The organism is Streptomyces sp. NPDC088746 (assembly GCF_044751065.1).
Lineage (GTDB): Bacteria > Actinomycetota > Actinomycetes > Streptomycetales > Streptomycetaceae > Streptomyces.
On sequence record NZ_JBIVLA010000001.1, the window covers coordinates 284,688 to 299,902 of the forward strand.

The 15,215-nt window shown below is 73.5% G+C and carries 17 protein-coding genes; 9 read left to right on the forward strand and 8 right to left on the reverse strand.

The features are described from left to right. The first annotated feature begins 207 nt into the window (after window positions 1-207). From ACIP63_RS01305 to ACIP63_RS01335, 7 genes are all read left to right on the forward strand, one after another. Complete coding sequence (locus ACIP63_RS01305) at window positions 208-1,356, forward strand: ADP-ribosylglycohydrolase family protein (RefSeq protein WP_401510314.1); 1,149 nt, start codon at window positions 208-210, stop codon at window positions 1,354-1,356. A gap of 71 nt (window positions 1,357-1,427) precedes the next feature. After that, window positions 1,428-2,678, forward strand: a complete 1,251-nt coding sequence (locus tag ACIP63_RS01310; RefSeq protein ID WP_401512225.1) for an ADP-ribosylglycohydrolase family protein — start codon at window positions 1,428-1,430, stop codon at window positions 2,676-2,678. Then, entirely contained in the window at window positions 2,614-3,810 is a 1,197-nt protein-coding gene (locus ACIP63_RS01315; protein WP_401510316.1) for an ADP-ribosylglycohydrolase family protein, read from the forward strand. Before ACIP63_RS01310 ends, ACIP63_RS01315 begins: the two co-directional genes overlap by 65 nt. Continuing rightward, window positions 3,807-5,174, forward strand: a complete 1,368-nt coding sequence (locus tag ACIP63_RS01320; protein ID WP_401510317.1) for an ADP-ribosylglycohydrolase family protein — start codon at window positions 3,807-3,809, stop codon at window positions 5,172-5,174. The genes ACIP63_RS01315 and ACIP63_RS01320 overlap by 4 nt, the downstream gene beginning before the upstream one ends. Next, window positions 5,171-6,055 carry a ribokinase gene (gene rbsK / locus ACIP63_RS01325; RefSeq protein ID WP_401510319.1) on the forward strand — a complete coding sequence of 295 codons (885 nt, stop codon included), beginning with the start codon at window positions 5,171-5,173 and terminating at the stop codon, window positions 6,053-6,055. Before ACIP63_RS01320 ends, rbsK begins: the two co-directional genes overlap by 4 nt. Next, the gene (locus tag ACIP63_RS01330) at window positions 6,052-7,248 is read left to right on the forward strand and encodes a CaiB/BaiF CoA transferase family protein (protein WP_401510321.1); all 1,197 of its coding nucleotides are present in this window, start codon (window positions 6,052-6,054) and stop codon (window positions 7,246-7,248) included. Before rbsK ends, ACIP63_RS01330 begins: the two co-directional genes overlap by 4 nt. Next, entirely contained in the window at window positions 7,245-8,066 is an 822-nt protein-coding gene (locus tag ACIP63_RS01335; RefSeq protein ID WP_401510322.1) for an HpcH/HpaI aldolase/citrate lyase family protein, read from the forward strand. The genes ACIP63_RS01330 and ACIP63_RS01335 overlap by 4 nt, the downstream gene beginning before the upstream one ends. A 79-nt stretch (window positions 8,067-8,145) precedes the next feature. Here the strand turns inward: ACIP63_RS01335 and lgt are convergent, their stop codons facing one another. Next, complete coding sequence (gene lgt, locus ACIP63_RS01340) at window positions 8,146-9,132, reverse strand: prolipoprotein diacylglyceryl transferase (RefSeq protein ID WP_401510324.1); 987 nt, start codon at window positions 9,130-9,132, stop codon at window positions 8,146-8,148. 190 nt (window positions 9,133-9,322) lie between these two features. On the opposite strand from lgt, the gene ACIP63_RS01345 reads away from it, so the two are divergent. Beyond that, window positions 9,323-9,640: a hypothetical protein gene (locus ACIP63_RS01345; RefSeq protein ID WP_401510326.1), complete on the forward strand. Its 318-nt coding sequence runs from the start codon at window positions 9,323-9,325 to the stop codon at window positions 9,638-9,640. A 35-nt stretch (window positions 9,641-9,675) separates the two neighbouring features. Next, window positions 9,676-9,960, forward strand: coding sequence for a hypothetical protein (locus tag ACIP63_RS01350; RefSeq protein WP_401510327.1), 285 nt, complete (start codon window positions 9,676-9,678; stop codon window positions 9,958-9,960). A 150-nt stretch (window positions 9,961-10,110) separates the two neighbouring features. Here ACIP63_RS01350 and ACIP63_RS01355 read toward each other — a convergent pair whose 3' ends face one another. The 7 genes from ACIP63_RS01355 to ACIP63_RS01385 all read right to left on the reverse strand — a co-directional run bounded on the left by ACIP63_RS01355 (window position 10,111) and on the right by ACIP63_RS01385 (window position 15,208). Continuing rightward, on the reverse strand, window positions 10,111-10,944 hold the full coding sequence (locus tag ACIP63_RS01355; RefSeq protein ID WP_401510328.1) for a thioredoxin domain-containing protein: 834 nt from the start codon (window positions 10,942-10,944) through the stop codon (window positions 10,111-10,113). 75 nt (window positions 10,945-11,019) lie between these two features. Continuing rightward, window positions 11,020-11,832 carry a tryptophan synthase subunit alpha gene (gene trpA / locus ACIP63_RS01360; RefSeq protein ID WP_401510330.1) on the reverse strand — a complete coding sequence of 271 codons (813 nt, stop codon included), beginning with the start codon at window positions 11,830-11,832 and terminating at the stop codon, window positions 11,020-11,022. Beyond that, entirely contained in the window at window positions 11,829-13,109 is a 1,281-nt protein-coding gene (gene trpB / locus ACIP63_RS01365) for a tryptophan synthase subunit beta (protein WP_401510332.1), read from the reverse strand. Before trpB ends, trpA begins: the two co-directional genes overlap by 4 nt. Window positions 13,110-13,246: 137 nt before the next feature. Next, window positions 13,247-13,435: a tryptophan biosynthesis modulator TrpM gene (gene trpM, locus ACIP63_RS01370; RefSeq protein ID WP_107103173.1), complete on the reverse strand. Its 189-nt coding sequence runs from the start codon at window positions 13,433-13,435 to the stop codon at window positions 13,247-13,249. Between the two features lie 35 nt (window positions 13,436-13,470). Beyond that, on the reverse strand, window positions 13,471-14,280 hold the full coding sequence (gene trpC, locus ACIP63_RS01375) for an indole-3-glycerol phosphate synthase TrpC (RefSeq protein ID WP_401510334.1): 810 nt from the start codon (window positions 14,278-14,280) through the stop codon (window positions 13,471-13,473). A gap of 113 nt (window positions 14,281-14,393) precedes the next feature. Further along, entirely contained in the window at window positions 14,394-14,873 is a 480-nt protein-coding gene (locus ACIP63_RS01380; protein ID WP_401510336.1) for a DUF2752 domain-containing protein, read from the reverse strand. An 83-nt stretch (window positions 14,874-14,956) separates the two neighbouring features. After that, a complete protein-coding gene (locus ACIP63_RS01385; RefSeq protein WP_401510338.1) occupies window positions 14,957-15,208 on the reverse strand; it encodes an HGxxPAAW family protein in 252 nt (83 codons plus the stop codon). Between the last annotated feature and the right edge of the window lie 7 nt (window positions 15,209-15,215).

Genomic DNA, 15,215 nt, shown 5'->3' on the forward strand with positions numbered 1-15,215 from the left:
CGGGAGCGGTCCCCAAGTCGTGCTTCTCGCTCCGCACCGTCGAAAGTACGCACGAAAAAGGCCTCCCGCCAGCAAGGAAGGCCGAACTTACCTGCTTCACGGCCGTCACCCGGGCGGCCGATTTGTACGAAATACGAGCCTCTCTTCGGCGCGATCGGGGAACCTCTCCTATCCGGTGGTTCCGGGTGCGAGTGAAGGGTCGACACGATGGAGCTCATGGCGGACGGTCCGGCGGCGGGCACGGGTGACCGGGCGCGGGGGGCGTTGCTGGGACTCGCGGTGGGGGACGCGCTCGGCGCACCGGCGGAGAACATGCGCCCGTCCGAGATCCGCCGCCGCTGGGGCCGTATCGAGGGTTTCGTCAGCGACGATCCGGCGGGGACCGACGACACCGAGTACGCGATCTTCTCCGGGCTGCTGCTGGCCAGGCACGGATCGGCGCTCACCGTCTCGCATGTCGAACGGGCCTGGCACCACTGGATCGCGGATCTGGACGAGGGTCCGTTCCGGGGAGCCGGATTCAGCGAGCGCGGGACGCTGGAGAATCTGCGGCGCGGGCTGGCCGCCCCGATCTCGGCGCAGCACCGGCACGCCTGGAGTGACGGTCTCGCGATGCGGGCGGCGCCGTTCGGGGTGTTCGCGGCGGGCCGTCCCGCCGAGGCCGCCCGTCTGGTGGCGGTGGACGGCCGGGTGAGCCATGACGGGGAGGGCATCTACGGCGGCCAGGCGGTCGCGGCGGGGGTGGCGGCGGCGATGGTGGGTGCGGGGCTGGCCTCGGTGATCGCGGCCGCGCTCTCGGTCGTGCCGATGGACTCCTGGACGGCCCGTTCGCTGCGCCGCGCGGTCACGGCCGCACAGCGCTCCTACCCGGACCGGCTGGCCACCGAGCGCGCGGTGCGGTCCGCGGTGGTGATCGGCGGCTACCCGTGGACGGATCTGGCGCCGGAGGCGGTGGGCCTGGCCTTCGGCGCCCTCACGGCGGCGCGGGGCGATTTCCGTACGGCGGTGCTCACGGCGGTGAACATGGGCCGGGACGCCGACACCACGGCCGCGGTGGCGGGCGCGCTGGCCGGCGCCCTGCACGGGGCATCGGCGATCCCCAGGGACTGGGCGGCGGCGATCGGCCCGGTGCGGGGCAGCTGCCTGCCGTCCATGCGGGGCTATCACGTCCTGGACATCGCGGATCTGCTGACCCCGGACGACGGGGAGGACACGCCGGCCCCGGCCCGGGAGCCCGCACCCGTCCCCCCGCGGCACGGGCCGCCCGGGACGCGGTCGCCGGGCGGGGCGTGGCACACGCCCGTACGCACCGCCCCGGCCGCTCCGGCCTCCGGTGTCCGGCAGGACGCCCGGTGACCGCCGCCCGCGGCCCCCGGCGGGACGCGCCCACCGCGCCGGCGGAGCCCGCCCCGCACGTGGCCATCACGATCACCTCCGGGCCGGCGGCCGACGGCGGCGTCAGGGGCCGCGGCGCACCGGGCAGGCAGGCCAGGATCGAGGGGCTGCTGCTCGGGCTGGCCGCCGGCGACGCGGCCGGGTGGCCGGCCGCGCGGCACCGTGCGGCGCGGATGCCGGAGTGGACGAGGCGGCTCACCAGGGAGCTGGACACCTTCGCGGAGCAGAACGCGACGACGACCCTCCCCGTGCCCATCGCCCTCAACCAGCCGCCCGAGCCGCTGCGGCTCGGCCCGTCCGACGACGCCGAGTGGGCCGCGTTCTCCGCCCGGACCGTGCTGGCCGCCGCGGCCGACCACGCGCCGGGCCTCTCCCCCGGCCACCGGATGCGGGACGCGGTGGACCGTTCGTGGAACGCGCTGGCGGCGAAGGTGGCCGCCGCGAGTGCCCGGGCGCCCGAGGTCGAGTCGGCCGTCCTTCCGCTGCGGGCCCGGATCTCCGTACGCGCCGGGCTCGGCAATCTGGCCGCCGGGCTCCGCCCGCCCGCCACCGGCCACGACAATCCGCACTACTTCGACGACGCGGCCTGCGTGCGGGCCGCCGTGCTCGCGGTAGTGCACCCCGGCGACCCGGCGGCGGCGGCCGGGCTCGCCGAGTTCGACGCCCGGTACACGCAGGACGGCGACGGGGTGCACGGCGCCCGCGCGATCGCCGCCGCGATCGCCGAGGCCCTGGCCGGGGCGGACGTCGACACGGTGGTGAACGCCGCGCTCGACCAGCTTCCCGAGGGCACCGAGATCGCGCGCAACGCCGTCCACGCGGTGCGGCTGGCCCGGGAGTTCACGGACGAGGCGGCGGGCGCGTTCGCGCTCGTCCCCGTGCTGGAGCACCAGATCGTGGACCACGTCTACAGCTACGGGATCGCCGCCGCCGAGACCGTGCCGGTCGCCCTCGCCCTGACGACCGCCGCCCGGGGCGAGTTCGCCCAGGCCGTGCCCGCGGCGGCCTGTCTGTCCCGGGTCGCCGATTCGGCGCCGGCGCTGGCCGGGGCCCTGACCGGGGCGCTGGGCGGGACGGCGACCGTGCCCGAGGGCTGGCGGGAGGCCTGCCGGACGCTGGCCGGGTGCGCGCTGCCCCGGCTCGCCGGTACGGACCTCATCGAACTCGCCGGGCTGCTGGCAGCCACGGAACCGGCCACCCCGGGTGGACAATCCCGACATGGCACACAAAACATCCGCACCGCTCGAGGCCGGCACGACCACCACGACGCTCACCCTGGATGAACGCATCACCGGAGCCCTCGTCGGCGCGGCCGTGGGGGACGCGCTCGGCGGACCCGTCGAGGGCTGGACACCCGAGCAGATCGCCGAGCGTCACGGCGGCCGGGTGACCGGCGTCGTCGGGCCCTGGTACGGCGACGACTGGCGCACGGCGCGCCCCATCGCCCCGTACCACAAGGGCGACGGGCACGTCACCGACGACACCTTGATGACCCACGCTCTGGTCCGGGTGTACGAGACGGTGCGCGGTCACCTCGACGCGTACTCCGTCGCCGACCACCTCGTCCCGGACCTGATGTCGCGGCCCCGCTGGATCCCGGAGCTGGAGGCCGAGGCGCTCCCCCTGCAGCGGATCTTCCTCGCCGAGAAGTGGATCGTCACCCGGCTGCACTACGGGCACGCCGACCCCCGCGAGGCGGGCTCGGGGAACATCGTCAACTGCGGGGCGGCGATGTACATGGCCCCGGTCGGCCTGGTGAACGCGGCCGACCCGGAGGCCGCGTACGCGGAGGCGCTGGATGTCGCCGGCGCCCACCAGTCCTCGTACGGCCGGGAGGCGGCCGGGGTCCTGGCCGCCGCGGTCGCGGCCGCGTGCACTCCGGACGCGACCCCCGCCTCGGTCGTCGGGACCGCTCTGGCCCTGGCCAAGGACGGCACGCGGTCGGCGATCGAGGCGGTGTGCGAAGTGGCCGCCCGCTACACGGACTTCGAGTCGGCGCTGGCGCCGCTGCGCGCGGCGGTCGCCCCGTTCGACACGGTGGGGCCCCACTACCGCGACCCCTCGCTGGGCGCCCGGCGGCCCTCCCGGCTGCACTCCGTCGAGGAGCTTCCGGTCGCGCTCGGCATGCTGCTCGTCGGCGACGGCGACTACCGGCGCTCGGTGCTCGGCTCGGTCAACTACGGCCGGGACTGCGACTCGATCGCCACGATGAGCGGCGCGCTCGCGGGCGCGCTCCACGGCGAGCAGGGCATCCCCGCGGCCTGGGTGAAGACGGTCGCCGAGGCCAGCCGCCTCGATCTGCACGCCCCGGCGCGGGCCCTCGCGCAGGTGGCCCGGGAGGTCTTCGCCCGGGACACCGCCCGGCGCCGCGCGCACGAGGCGGCGTTCGCCGTGCTGACGGGCGACGGCCGGTGACCGTACGCCTGACATGGGTCCAGCCCGAGGACCTGGTGGGCCACGAGCTGCGCCAGGCCGCGCAGGACGGCCGTGACGCCGGGGACGTCGAGCGGCGCTGGTATGCGGCGGGCGGTGCGCCCGCCCCGGAGCGTGCGGGGGCCTCGGAGCCCGCCGCGCCTCGCCGGCTGCGTGCGCTCGCCGGGGAACTCCTCGACGAACTCGCCCTGCTGGAGTGCCCGTCGGCCGGGGACGAGCCGACGGGCCTGGCCGGGATCCGGGCCGCGTGCCCCCGCTGGCCCGCCCCGCGCGCCCGGCCGGTGTCCTTCGGGCCCGACCGTCTGCACGCGGCCTGGCTGGGGCGGGCCGCGGGCTGTCTGCTGGGCAAGCCGGTCGAGAAGCTGCCCCTGGCCGGCATCCGCGCCCTGGCCCGCGCCACCGGCAACTGGCCGCTCACCACCTGGTTCACCGCCCGCGGACTGCCCGGAGAACTGACCGCCGCCTACCCGTGGAACCGCCGCTCGGCACCCACCTCCCTCGCCGAGAACATCGACGGGATGCCGGAGGACGACGACCTCAACTACCCCCTGCTGACGGTGCTGCTGCTCCAGCGGCACGGTCACGGGTTCAGCACCTCCGACCTTGCCCGGCTGTGGCTGGACGAGCTCCCGGCAGGCCGTGTCTTCACCGCTGAACGGGTCGCGTACCGCAATCTGCTCGACGGGATCGAGCCGCCGGACACCGCGCGCCACCGCAACCCGTTCCGGGAGTGGATCGGCGCCCAGATCCGGGCCGATGTGCACGGCTGGACGCATCCCGGCGACCCGGGGGCCGCCGCGGAACAGGCCCACCGGGACGCGGTCCTCACCCATACGGCGAACGGGGTGTACGGCGCGATGTTCACCGCAGCCGCCCTCGCCGAGGCCGCCGGCGGCGAGACGGACGTGCACGGCTGTCTGGCGGCCGGGCTGCGGGTGGTGCCGCCCCGGTCCCGGTACGCGCGCGCGGTACGCCTCGGTGTCCGGACCGCCTGTGAGGAACCCGACTTCGACACGGTCGTGGACCGCCTCCACGACGCGTACGGCACCACCCACCACTGGGTGCACGTCCTGCCCAACGCGGCGCTGCTCGCCGCCGCGCTCACCCACGCGGACGGGGACTTCGGCCGCTCGGTCTGCTGTGCGGTGTCCGGCGGCTGGGACACCGACTCGAACGGTGCGACGGCCGGTTCGCTCGCGGGCCTGCTGGCCGGGCGGGCCTCCGCGCTGCCCGACCGGTGGACCGCCCCGCTCAAGAACCGCCTCGCCACCTCCGTCCCCGGTTTCGACTCCATCGGCTTCGACACCCTCGCGGAACTGACCCATCAGGAGGTATGCCGCCCATGACGGCCATCGCCGTGCTCGGCAGCACCAATATGGACCTGGTCGCCTACGTCGCCCGGGCTCCCGCGCGCGGGGAGACCGTCACCGGAAGGGAGTTCCGGACCGTCCCCGGCGGCAAGGGGGCCAACCAGGCGGTCGCCGCGGCCCGCGCGGGAGGCGAGGTGGTGATGATCGGAGCGGTCGGGACCGATGAGTACGGCTCGTCGCTCCGGACGAACCTGGAGCACGCCGGTGTGGACACGGACCTGCTGCACACCGTCGCCGGGCCCAGCGGCACCGCGCACATCGTCGTCGACGACGAGGGGTCCAACGCGATCGTGGTGATCCCCGGCGCGAACGGCACCGTGACCGCGCTGGGCCCCGGGGAGAGAGCCGCCGTCGCCGCGGCCGGCCTGCTCCTCCTCCAGCTGGAACTCCCGCTCTCCGTCGTGGTGGAGGGAGCACGGACCGCGAAGGCCCGGGGTGTGCGGACGATCCTCACCCCCTCCCCCGTGCAGCCCCTGCCGTCCGGACTCCTGGACGACGTGGACCTGCTGATCCCCAACGAGCACGAGGCCGCGGAGCTCACCGGGTGCTCGGAACCGCACGCCGCGGCCCAGATCCTCCTGCGGCAGGTCCCCGAGGTCGTGATCACGCTCGGCAGGAAGGGGTGCCTGTACGCCGCACGCGGCGGCGAACCGGTCCTCTTCCCCGCCCCCGAGGTCACCGCCGTCGACACGACCGGAGCCGGTGACACCTTCGTCGGCACGCTCGCCGTGGCACTCGGCGAGGGCCGGCCCGTACCGGAGGCGCTGGCCTGGGCGTCCTCCGCCGCCGCGCTCTGTGTGCAGAAACCGGGCGCCTCCACGTCCATGCCGTACCGAAGCGAGATCGAGGCCCTATGAGTACGACGACCGCTCCCCTCTCCGGCCTGCGGGTCCTGGACCTCGCCACCCTCTTCGCCGGGCCCCTCGCGGCCACCATGCTCGGGGACTTCGGGGCCGAGGTCATCAAGGTCGAGCATCCGCGCAAGCCCGATCCCTCGCGCGGTCACGGCCCCGCGAAGGACGGCATCGGCCTGTGGTGGAAGCTGCTCGGCCGGAACAAGCGCACGCTGACCCTCGACCTGTCCGCCCCGGGCGGCCGGGACGTGCTGCTGAGGCTGGCCGCGGACACCGATGTGATCATCGAGAACTTCCGGCCCGGAACCCTGGAGCGCTGGGGTCTGGGCTGGGAGGAACTCCGTGCCGTCAACCCCCGGCTGGTGCTGGCCAGGGTCACGGGCTTCGGGCAGACCGGCCCGTACGCACACCGGCCCGGTTTCGGCACGCTCGCCGAGGCGATGAGCGGCTTCGCCGCCGTCACCGGGGAGCCCGACGGGCCGCCGACCCTGCCACCGTTCGGGCTGGCCGATTCGATCGCGGCCCTCGCCACGGCGTACGCGGTGATGACGGCACTGTCCGGGCGCGACCTCACCGGGCAGGGACAGGTGGTGGACATGGCGATCATCGAGCCGATCCTCACCGTGCTGGGGCCGCAGCCGCTCTGGTACGACCAGCTCGGGTACGTCCAGCCGCGGACCGGGAACCGCTCCCGCAACAACGCCCCGCGCAACACCTACCGCACCTCCGACGGCCACTGGGTCGCCGTCTCCACCTCGGCCCAGTCGGTCGCGGAACGCGTGATGCGCCTGGTGGGGCGCCCGGAACTGATCGAGGAACCGTGGTTCTCCGCCGGGACGACCCGCGCCGAGCACGCCGACGAACTCGACGAGGCGGTGGGCCACTGGATCGCCCGGCGCACCAGGGAGGAGGCGGTGGACGCCTTCGAGAAGGCCGAGGCGGCGATCGCACCGATCCAGGACGTACGGGACGTGATGGAGGACCCCCAGTACCGGGCGCTGGGCACGATCACCGAGGTCGACGACCCCGAGCTGGGGCCGCTGCGCATGCAGAACGTGCTGTTCCGGCTCTCGGAGACGCCGGGGGCGATCCGCTGGGCCGGCCGGCCGCACGGAGCGGACACGGACGAGATCCTGGCGGAGCTCGGCCTCTCCGCCCCCGCGGTCGCGGCGCTGCGGGACGAGGGGGCGCTGTGAGCGGCCCGGCGGTGGCGCTGACCTGGCTGTACGTTCCCGGGGACCGGCCCGAGGTGGTCCGCAAGGCGCTCGGCTCGGGCGCGGATGTGGTGATCATCGACCTGGAGGACGCCGTCGCACCGGACCGTAAGGAGTACGCGCGGTCGGCGACGGCGGAGCTCCTCTCCGATCCGGTCACGGCGGACCCGATGGCGGTGCCGGTCCATGTCCGGGTCCACGGCGAGGACGACGTGAAGGCGCTGGCGGGGCTGGCGGGGCTGTCCGGGATGCGGCTTCCGAAGATCACCCATGCGGCGTCCGTGCACCATGTCGCGGCCCTGGCCCCGGGTGTGCCGCTGTATCCGCTGCTGGAATCGGCGCTGGCCATCGAGCACGCGTACTCGATCGCGGGGGCGCATCACGCCGTACGGGGTGTGGCGCTCGGCGAGGCGGACCTCCGGGCGGATCTGGGGGTGCGCGACGACGCCGGTCTCGACTGGCCGCGCAGCCGTGTGGTGGTCGCCGCCCGGGCGGCGGGGCTGGATCCGCCCGTGATGTCGGTGTACACGGATGTCCGGGACCTGTCGGGACTGCGGTCGTCCTGTGCGCACGGGAGGGATCTCGGGCTGCTCGGCCGTGCGGCGATCCATCCCCGGCAGCTGCCGGTGATCGAGCGGGCCTTCCGGCCGACCTCACGGGAGGTGGAGGCGGCGGAGCAGATCGTGGAGGCGTCCCGGGCGGAGGCGGGGGCGCAGGCCCTGCCGGACGGAAGGTTCGTCGACGCGGCGGTGGTGGCGACCGCGGAACGCACGCTCGCGTTGGCGCGCTCGCACCGATGATGCCCGTGCACGGGCGAAGGGGCCGCCGGACCGTCGTGGTCCGGCGGCCCCTTCGCGATGTGTGCGGGGACGGGGAGCGTCAGCTCCTGTCGGCCTTCTCAGGGGTCCCGTCGGCCTCGGGGGCCGGCGCGTCGGCCTCCTCGGTGGTCCCGGAGCCGGTCTCTTCGGAAGCGGACTCCTGGGAAGCGGGCTCCTCGGAGCCGGTCTCCCCCGAGGCATCGGCGGTCTTCTCGCCGTCCTTGGCCAGGCTCACCGCGGCGGGCTCGACGATCTCCTCGCGGCCGGGGCGCACCTTCGCCGAGATCACGATGTAGACGACGGCGAGCACGAACACGATGATCGCGGTCCACACGTTGAGCCGGAGGCCCAGCACGTGGTGCGCCTCGTCGACGCGCATGTACTCGATCCATCCGCGGCCCGCGCAGTACGCGGCGACGTACAGCGCGAAGGCGCGGCCGTGGCCGAGCTTGAAGCGGCGGTCCGCCCAGATGACCAGGAGCGCGACACCGACGCACCACAGGGACTCGTACAGGAACGTCGGGTGGTAGGTGCCCTCGACCCGGTTCGTGCCCTCGCTGATCTTCAGCGCCCAGGGGAGGTCGGTCGGCTTGCCGTACAGCTCCTGGTTGAACCAGTTGCCCCAGCGGCCGATCGCCTGGGCGAAGGCGATACCGGGCGCCAGTGCGTCGGCCCAGGCCGGGAGCGGGATCCCACGGCGGCGGCAGCCGATCCAGGCACCGACCGCGCCGAGCGCGATCGCGCCCCAGATGCCGAGGCCGCCCTCCCAGATCTTGAAGGCGTCCACCCAGTTCTCACCGTCGCTGAAGTACAGCTGGTAGTCGGTGATCACGTGGTAGAGCCTGCCGCCGACCAGACCGAAGGGCACGGCCCAGACGGCGATGTCGGCGACGGTGCCGGCTTTGCCGCCTCTGGCGACCCAGCGCTTGTTGCCGAACCAGACGGCGACGAAGACACCGATGATGATGCAGAACGCGTAGCCGCGGAGCGGGATCGGGCCGAGCTCGATCACGCCGGTCGACGGGCTGGGAATGAAGGCAAGGTTCATGACGGGGTCGACGCTACCCTGCCGGACGGGACGTACGGCAAGCCGTCCGGCAACTTCTGGGTAACGGGGCCCCGGCGGAGTGCCCGCTCCCACCCCCGGCGTGGCCGCGACAGAGATGCCTTTCACCTGGGCTCGGCCGGGGTGCGGTGCCTTCTGGACGGGAAGGCCGCCTTCCGCCACCCTACTTGTCATGAACGCGACTCAAAGATTGAGCGTTGCCCTCGCCGCGACCGCAGCTCTCGCCCTCGGCAACGCCGGTGCCGCGCGGGCGGAACCGACCGTGCCGGAACACGCTGTCATCGTCTGTGACAGTGCGAGTCTCTACGCGAATTACGACAGCGCGTCAGGTCCGGCCGGACTGAAACGGACCTTGCTCCGCGGCGACAAGGTGGGGCACACCCGTGGTGCCCACCCGGTCTACAACGGCTGGGCGGCCACGTTCGACTTCGGACCCAACGACTGGGGCTTCGTCAGGCAGGAATGCCTGGGCGGCTTCGGATCCTGGTGATCGACGACCATGACGAGACGACGGAAGGACCCTTCATGACCCGCACGAGCAGGCTCGTCACCCTGGCCCTGGCGCTTGCCGCGACAACGGTGATGACCGTCAGCCCGGCCATCTCCGCCAACGGCACGGTGGGCGAACGCGAAACCGTCTGCGCCGAGGACCTCTTCGTCCGGGTCACCGCCCCCCACGGAGCGTGGATGGGCACGCTGCGCCGAGGGCAGACCTTCCTGGTCGAACAAGGCGGCGGCGACTGGGTCTACGGCTTCGCCTACGGGGACATCAACCGCCGCGGCTGGGTGCAGAACGGCTGGTTCTGCTGAAGCACTGCTCGACACGTGACGGGCCCGTGCTGCCCGGCGTCGAAGGCGGGCGGGTGACCTCCGGCAGTTGCCGGCGTGACGGCACCTGCCGGAGGCACGCCACGGCCGGCGGCATGACGCGGCCGTCCGCCGCGCGGGGTGGCTCGGCCGTCAGTCCTCCGCGGGGGACGCCGACGGCGTTGCCCCCACGGTGCCCGGCTTCTTGCCCTTGTTGGCCTCGGCGACCCACTTCTTGATGTTGGCGGCGGAGATCTGTTCGTTCCCCTTCTTCGGGAAGATCGACTCGCCGTTGAGCAGCGCGGTCGGTGTGCCCTGGAAGCCGCCGTCGGTGAACGCCTTGTTGGACTTCTCGACCCAGCTGTCGTGCGTACCGTCCTCCACACAGCTGCGGAAGGCGGGCGTGTCCAGGCCCTTCACCTTGCCGGCCAGCTCGATCAGCTTGCTGTTCTCACCGAAGGCGTCGTCGGTCTCGGCGGGCTGATTGCGGAAGAGGGTGTCGTGGTACGGGGCGAACTTGCCCGCGTCCTGGGCGCAGGCGGCCGCGTTGGCCGCGCGCAGCGAACCGCTGCCGCCGAGGTTGCCGTCGATGATCGTGGCCAGGTGGTACTCCACCTTGAGCCGGCCGCTGTCGGTGAGCTCCGTGATCGTGTCGCGGAAGGTGTTCTCGAACTGGGCGCAGACGGGGCAGCGGAAGTCCTCCCAGATCGTGAGCGTGGACGGCGCGTCGTCGGCCCCGACCTGGAGGGCGAGGCCGTCCTTGCCCATCGCCCCGGACGGGGTGACGGCGGGCCCGGCCTCGCTGTCCTTGTCGTTCTTGCCGGCATTGGCCGCGATCACACCGATCACGGCTGCCAGCGCCAGCACCCCCACCACGGCGGTCGAGACGATCAGCGTGCGGCGGCGGCGGTCCCGCGCCCGGTCCTGCTCACGCTGCTGGGCCAGCCGGTCGCGCGCGGCTCTTCTGCGGTCTTGGTTCTCGCTCACACCGCGCAAACGAACCGGGGAGGCACGTCAGCGCCTCCCCGGTCCCAGGTCCACCCGTACGGATGACGCCCGCTGTCAGCGCTTTCGAACGCCTTCGGCCAGTTCGGCCGCCAGCGCGCGGACGGCGGCGAGACCTGCGGCCTCGTCCGGGGCGTCCAGCATCCGCTTGACGAAGGCCGAGCCGACGATCACGCCGTCGGCGAAGCCGGCGACCCGCTGGGCGTGCTCGGCCGTGGAGACGCCGATGCCCACGCAGACGGGCAGGTCCGTGGTGGCGCGGGTGCGCCGCACCAGGTCCTGGGCCTGCTCGCCGACCGATTCGCGGGTGCCGGTGACGCCCATCAGCGAGGAGGCGTACACGAATCCGGAGCCCGCGGCCGTGATGGTGGCGAGGCGCTCGTCCTTGCTGCTCGGGGCGACGACGAAGACGGTGGCGAGACCGTGCTTCTCGGCGTGCTCCCTCCACAGCGCGGACTCCTGGACGGGCAGGTCGGGCAGGATGCACCCGGCGCCGCCCGCCTCGGCGAGCTCGGCGGTGAAGCGTTCCACGCCGTAGCGGTCGATCGGGTTCCAGTACGTCATGACGAGGATCGGCGCGCCCGTGGCCTCGTGCGTCTCACGGACCGTACGCATGACGTCGGCGATCTTGAGGCCGCCGCGCAGCGCGATGTCGTCGGCGGTCTGGATGACCGGCCCGTCGAGCACGGGGTCGCTGTGCGGGAGCCCGACCTCGATGACGTCGGCGCCGCCCGCGACGGCGGCCTTGACGGCGGCGATGCCGCCGTCGACGGTCGGGAAGCCGCCGGGCAGGTAGGCGATGAGCGCCGCCCGGTCCTCGGACGCGGCCTTGGCCAGCGTCGATTCGAGAAGCTCTCGGTTGCCGCTCACTTGGTGACCTCTTCCTCTCCGTCGGCCACATCGGCCTCCACGACCGCGTCGGCGCCGTCGTACAGCCCGAAGTACCTCGCTGCCGTGTCCATGTCCTTGTCGCCGCGGCCGGACAGGTTGATCAGGATCAGTCCGTCCGGGCCGAGCTCCCGTCCGACCTCCAGGGCCCCCGCCAGCGCGTGCGCGCTCTCGATGGCCGGGATGATCCCCTCGGTGCGGGAGAGGAGGCGCAGCGCCTGCATGGCGTCGTCGTCGGTGACGGCGCGGTACTCGCCGCGGCCGACGTCCTTGAGGTAGGCGTGCTCGGGGCCGATGCCCGGGTAGTCGAGTCCGGCCGAGATCGAGTAGGGCTCGGTGATCTGGCCTTCCTCGTCCTGGAGGACGTAACTGCGCGAGCCGTGCAGGATCCCGGGCTCGCCCGCGGTCAGGGTCGCCGCGTGCTCGCCTGTCTCCACGCCGTGTCCGGCGGGTTCGCAGCCGATCAGCCGGACGCCCGCGTCCGGGATGAAGGCGTGGAAGAGACCGATGGCGTTGGAGCCGCCGCCGACGCAGGCGACCGCGGCGTCAGGCAGCCGGCCGGTGCGCTCCAGGATCTGGCGGCGGGCCTCGACGCCGATCACCCGGTGGAAGTCGCGGACCATCGCCGGGAAGGGGTGCGGTCCGGCGACCGTGCCGAAGAGGTAGTGCGTGCGGTCCACATTGGCGACCCAGTCGCGGAACGCCTCGTTGATGGCGTCCTTGAGTGTCCTGGAGCCGGACTTCACGGCGACGACCTCGGCGCCGAGCATCCGCATGCGCGCCACGTTCAGCGCCTGCCGCTCGGTGTCGATCTCGCCCATGTAGATGGTGCACTCGAGCCCGAAGAGGGCGCAGGCCGTGGCGGTGGCGACGCCGTGCTGCCCCGCTCCGGTCTCCGCGATGACGCGGGTCTTGCCCATGCGCTTGGTGAGCAGGGCCTGGCCGAGCACGTTGTTGATCTTGTGCGAGCCGGTGTGGTTGAGGTCCTCGCGCTTGAGGAAGACGCGGGCTCCTCCGGCGTGCTCGGCGAAGCGCGAGACCTCGGTCAGCGCGCTGGGCCGGCCCGTGTAGTCGGCCATGAGCTGGTTGAGCTCGGCGGCGAAGGCCGGGTCCGCCTTGGCCTTGTCGTATTCGACGGCCACCTCGTCCACGGCGGCGACCAGCGCCTCCGGGATGAACTTGCCACCGAACGCGCCGAAGTATCCCTCGGCGCTGGGGATCAGACCCTCGGGGTCCGGGATGAAGAAGTCGGACGACATGCGACGTGCTCCTCGAATCGCAACGGGTGGTGTCACCGTATGCGCCATGGGCGGAGCGCCACGCCGACCGGTCGACGGGCGGTGCGGTGGGCGTGCGGATCCCCCTGTACGGGGGGACGGGCGACGGCCGGGGCTCGCTACGGCGCGGACCCCGTGCGCCATCGCATCCCGTTGACCTGGCCCGGCTCGTCGCCGATCACGTACCGCACGCGCCGGCCGTGCACACGCCGGGCGGGGGCACGGCAGCCGCGGGGCCGGCAGCCGCGCGCCAGCGGCGCGTGCGGGTCCCGGGCGCTCGCGCCGGCGGGGCGCAGGCCCGGCCGGATGCGGGCTACGGGACGGTCGGCGGGCACGGGTGGGGTCAGCTCCGTCCGTGCCGGAGTGCCGGGTGGGCGCCTGCGGCGACCAGGTCGGCGACGGCGGCCCGGGGGTCGCGGCCGGTGACCAGGGACTCGCCGACGAGCACCGCGTCCGCGCCGGCGTTGGCGTAGGCGATGAGGTCGTGCGGGCCGCGGACGCCGGACTCGGCGACCTTGACGATGTGGTCGGGGATCTCGGGGGCGACGCGTTCGAAGGTGGAACGGTCGACCTTGAGGTCCTTGAGGTTGCGCGCGTTGACACCGATGATCTTCGCCCCGGCGTCCACGGCGCGCTCCGCCTCCTCCTCGTCGTGGGCCTCGACGAGCGGCGTGAGGCCGATCGACTCGGCCCGCTCGATCAGCGAGACGAGGGCCTCCTGGTCGAGGGCGGCGACGATCAGCAGGGCGAGGTCGGCGCCGTGTGCCCGGGCCTCCCACAGCTGGTACGAGGTGACGATGAAGTCCTTGCGCAGGACCGGGATGTCGACCTTGGCGCGGACGGCCTCCAGGTCGGCGAGCGATCCGCCGAAGCGGCGCTCCTCGGTGAGGACCGAGATGACGGACGCCCCGCCGGCCTCGTAGTCCGCGGCGAGCGCGGCCGGGTCGGCGATGGCGGCAAGGGCCCCCTTGGAGGGGCTGGAGCGCTTGACCTCGCAGATGACGGTCACGCCCTCGCCGCGCAGGGCGGCGACTCCGTCCTTGGCCCGGGGAGCGCGCGCGGCGCGTTCCTTGAGCTCGTCGAGGCTGACACGCGCCTGCCGCTCCGCGAGGTCGGCGCGGACGCCGTCGATGATCTCGTCGAGCACACTCACGCGAGCGGCCCCCTTCCGAAGCGGTGATAGGTACAGGATCAGCCATCTCGATGGTATCCGCAGGACGGCTCAGGGCCCGCATCCGGCGGCGTTACGTCCCACTACCTGGTCATTCAGGGCGCCAGGGCCGAGCCGAACGGCAGATTCCTGACCACGGAGAACGCCAGCAGCACCGCCCCGATGCCCCACCAGTAACCGGGCGCGAGGCCGATCCGCAGGGTCCGTCCCCGGCTCGCGCGGACCACCCAGAGCAGCCAGAGCGCGGCGAAGACGGCGTAGCCGACGACGGCCAGGGCGTTGGCGCCGAGGGCGGCGGCCAGGTCTCCGTGGGCGAACGCGTGGGCGCTGCGCAGCCCGCCGCAGCCGGGGCAGAACAGGCCGGTGAAGCGGAGCATGGGGCAGACCGGGTAGTGGCCGGGTTCGTTCGGGTCGACCGTGGCGACGTATCCGAAGGCTCCGACGACGGCGGCCATGACGCCGACCGGCGTGGCGAGCCGGCGGAGCCGGGATACGGGGGCGGGGGCCGGCAGGCCGGGGCCCGTGAAGGGGGGCTGGTCCGGGGCGGCGGCTGCGGGAGAGGCTGAGGCGTCCACGGGCCGATTGTCCCCGCTCACGACGCGAGGCGCAGCCCCGTCCGGGCTGCGCCTCGCGTCGTGTCGCCGGTGCTCGTGACCGGTCAGGCCGTGATCTGTTCCCGGGAGGCGCGGGCCCGGGCGGCCGCCATCTCGGCGGACTCCTTCGGCATGCCGAGGCCCGCCATCTTCATGGCGAGACCGACGACCCCGCCGAGGAGGACGACGGCGATACCGGCCCAGAAGCCGAGCGTGTTCGCCGCGACCATGAAGAGGCCGGCGATGCAGAAGCCGATGAAGGAGATGATGACACCGGTCCAGGCGGCCGGGGTGTGTCCGTGGCTGCTGCCCGCCATGAGTTGC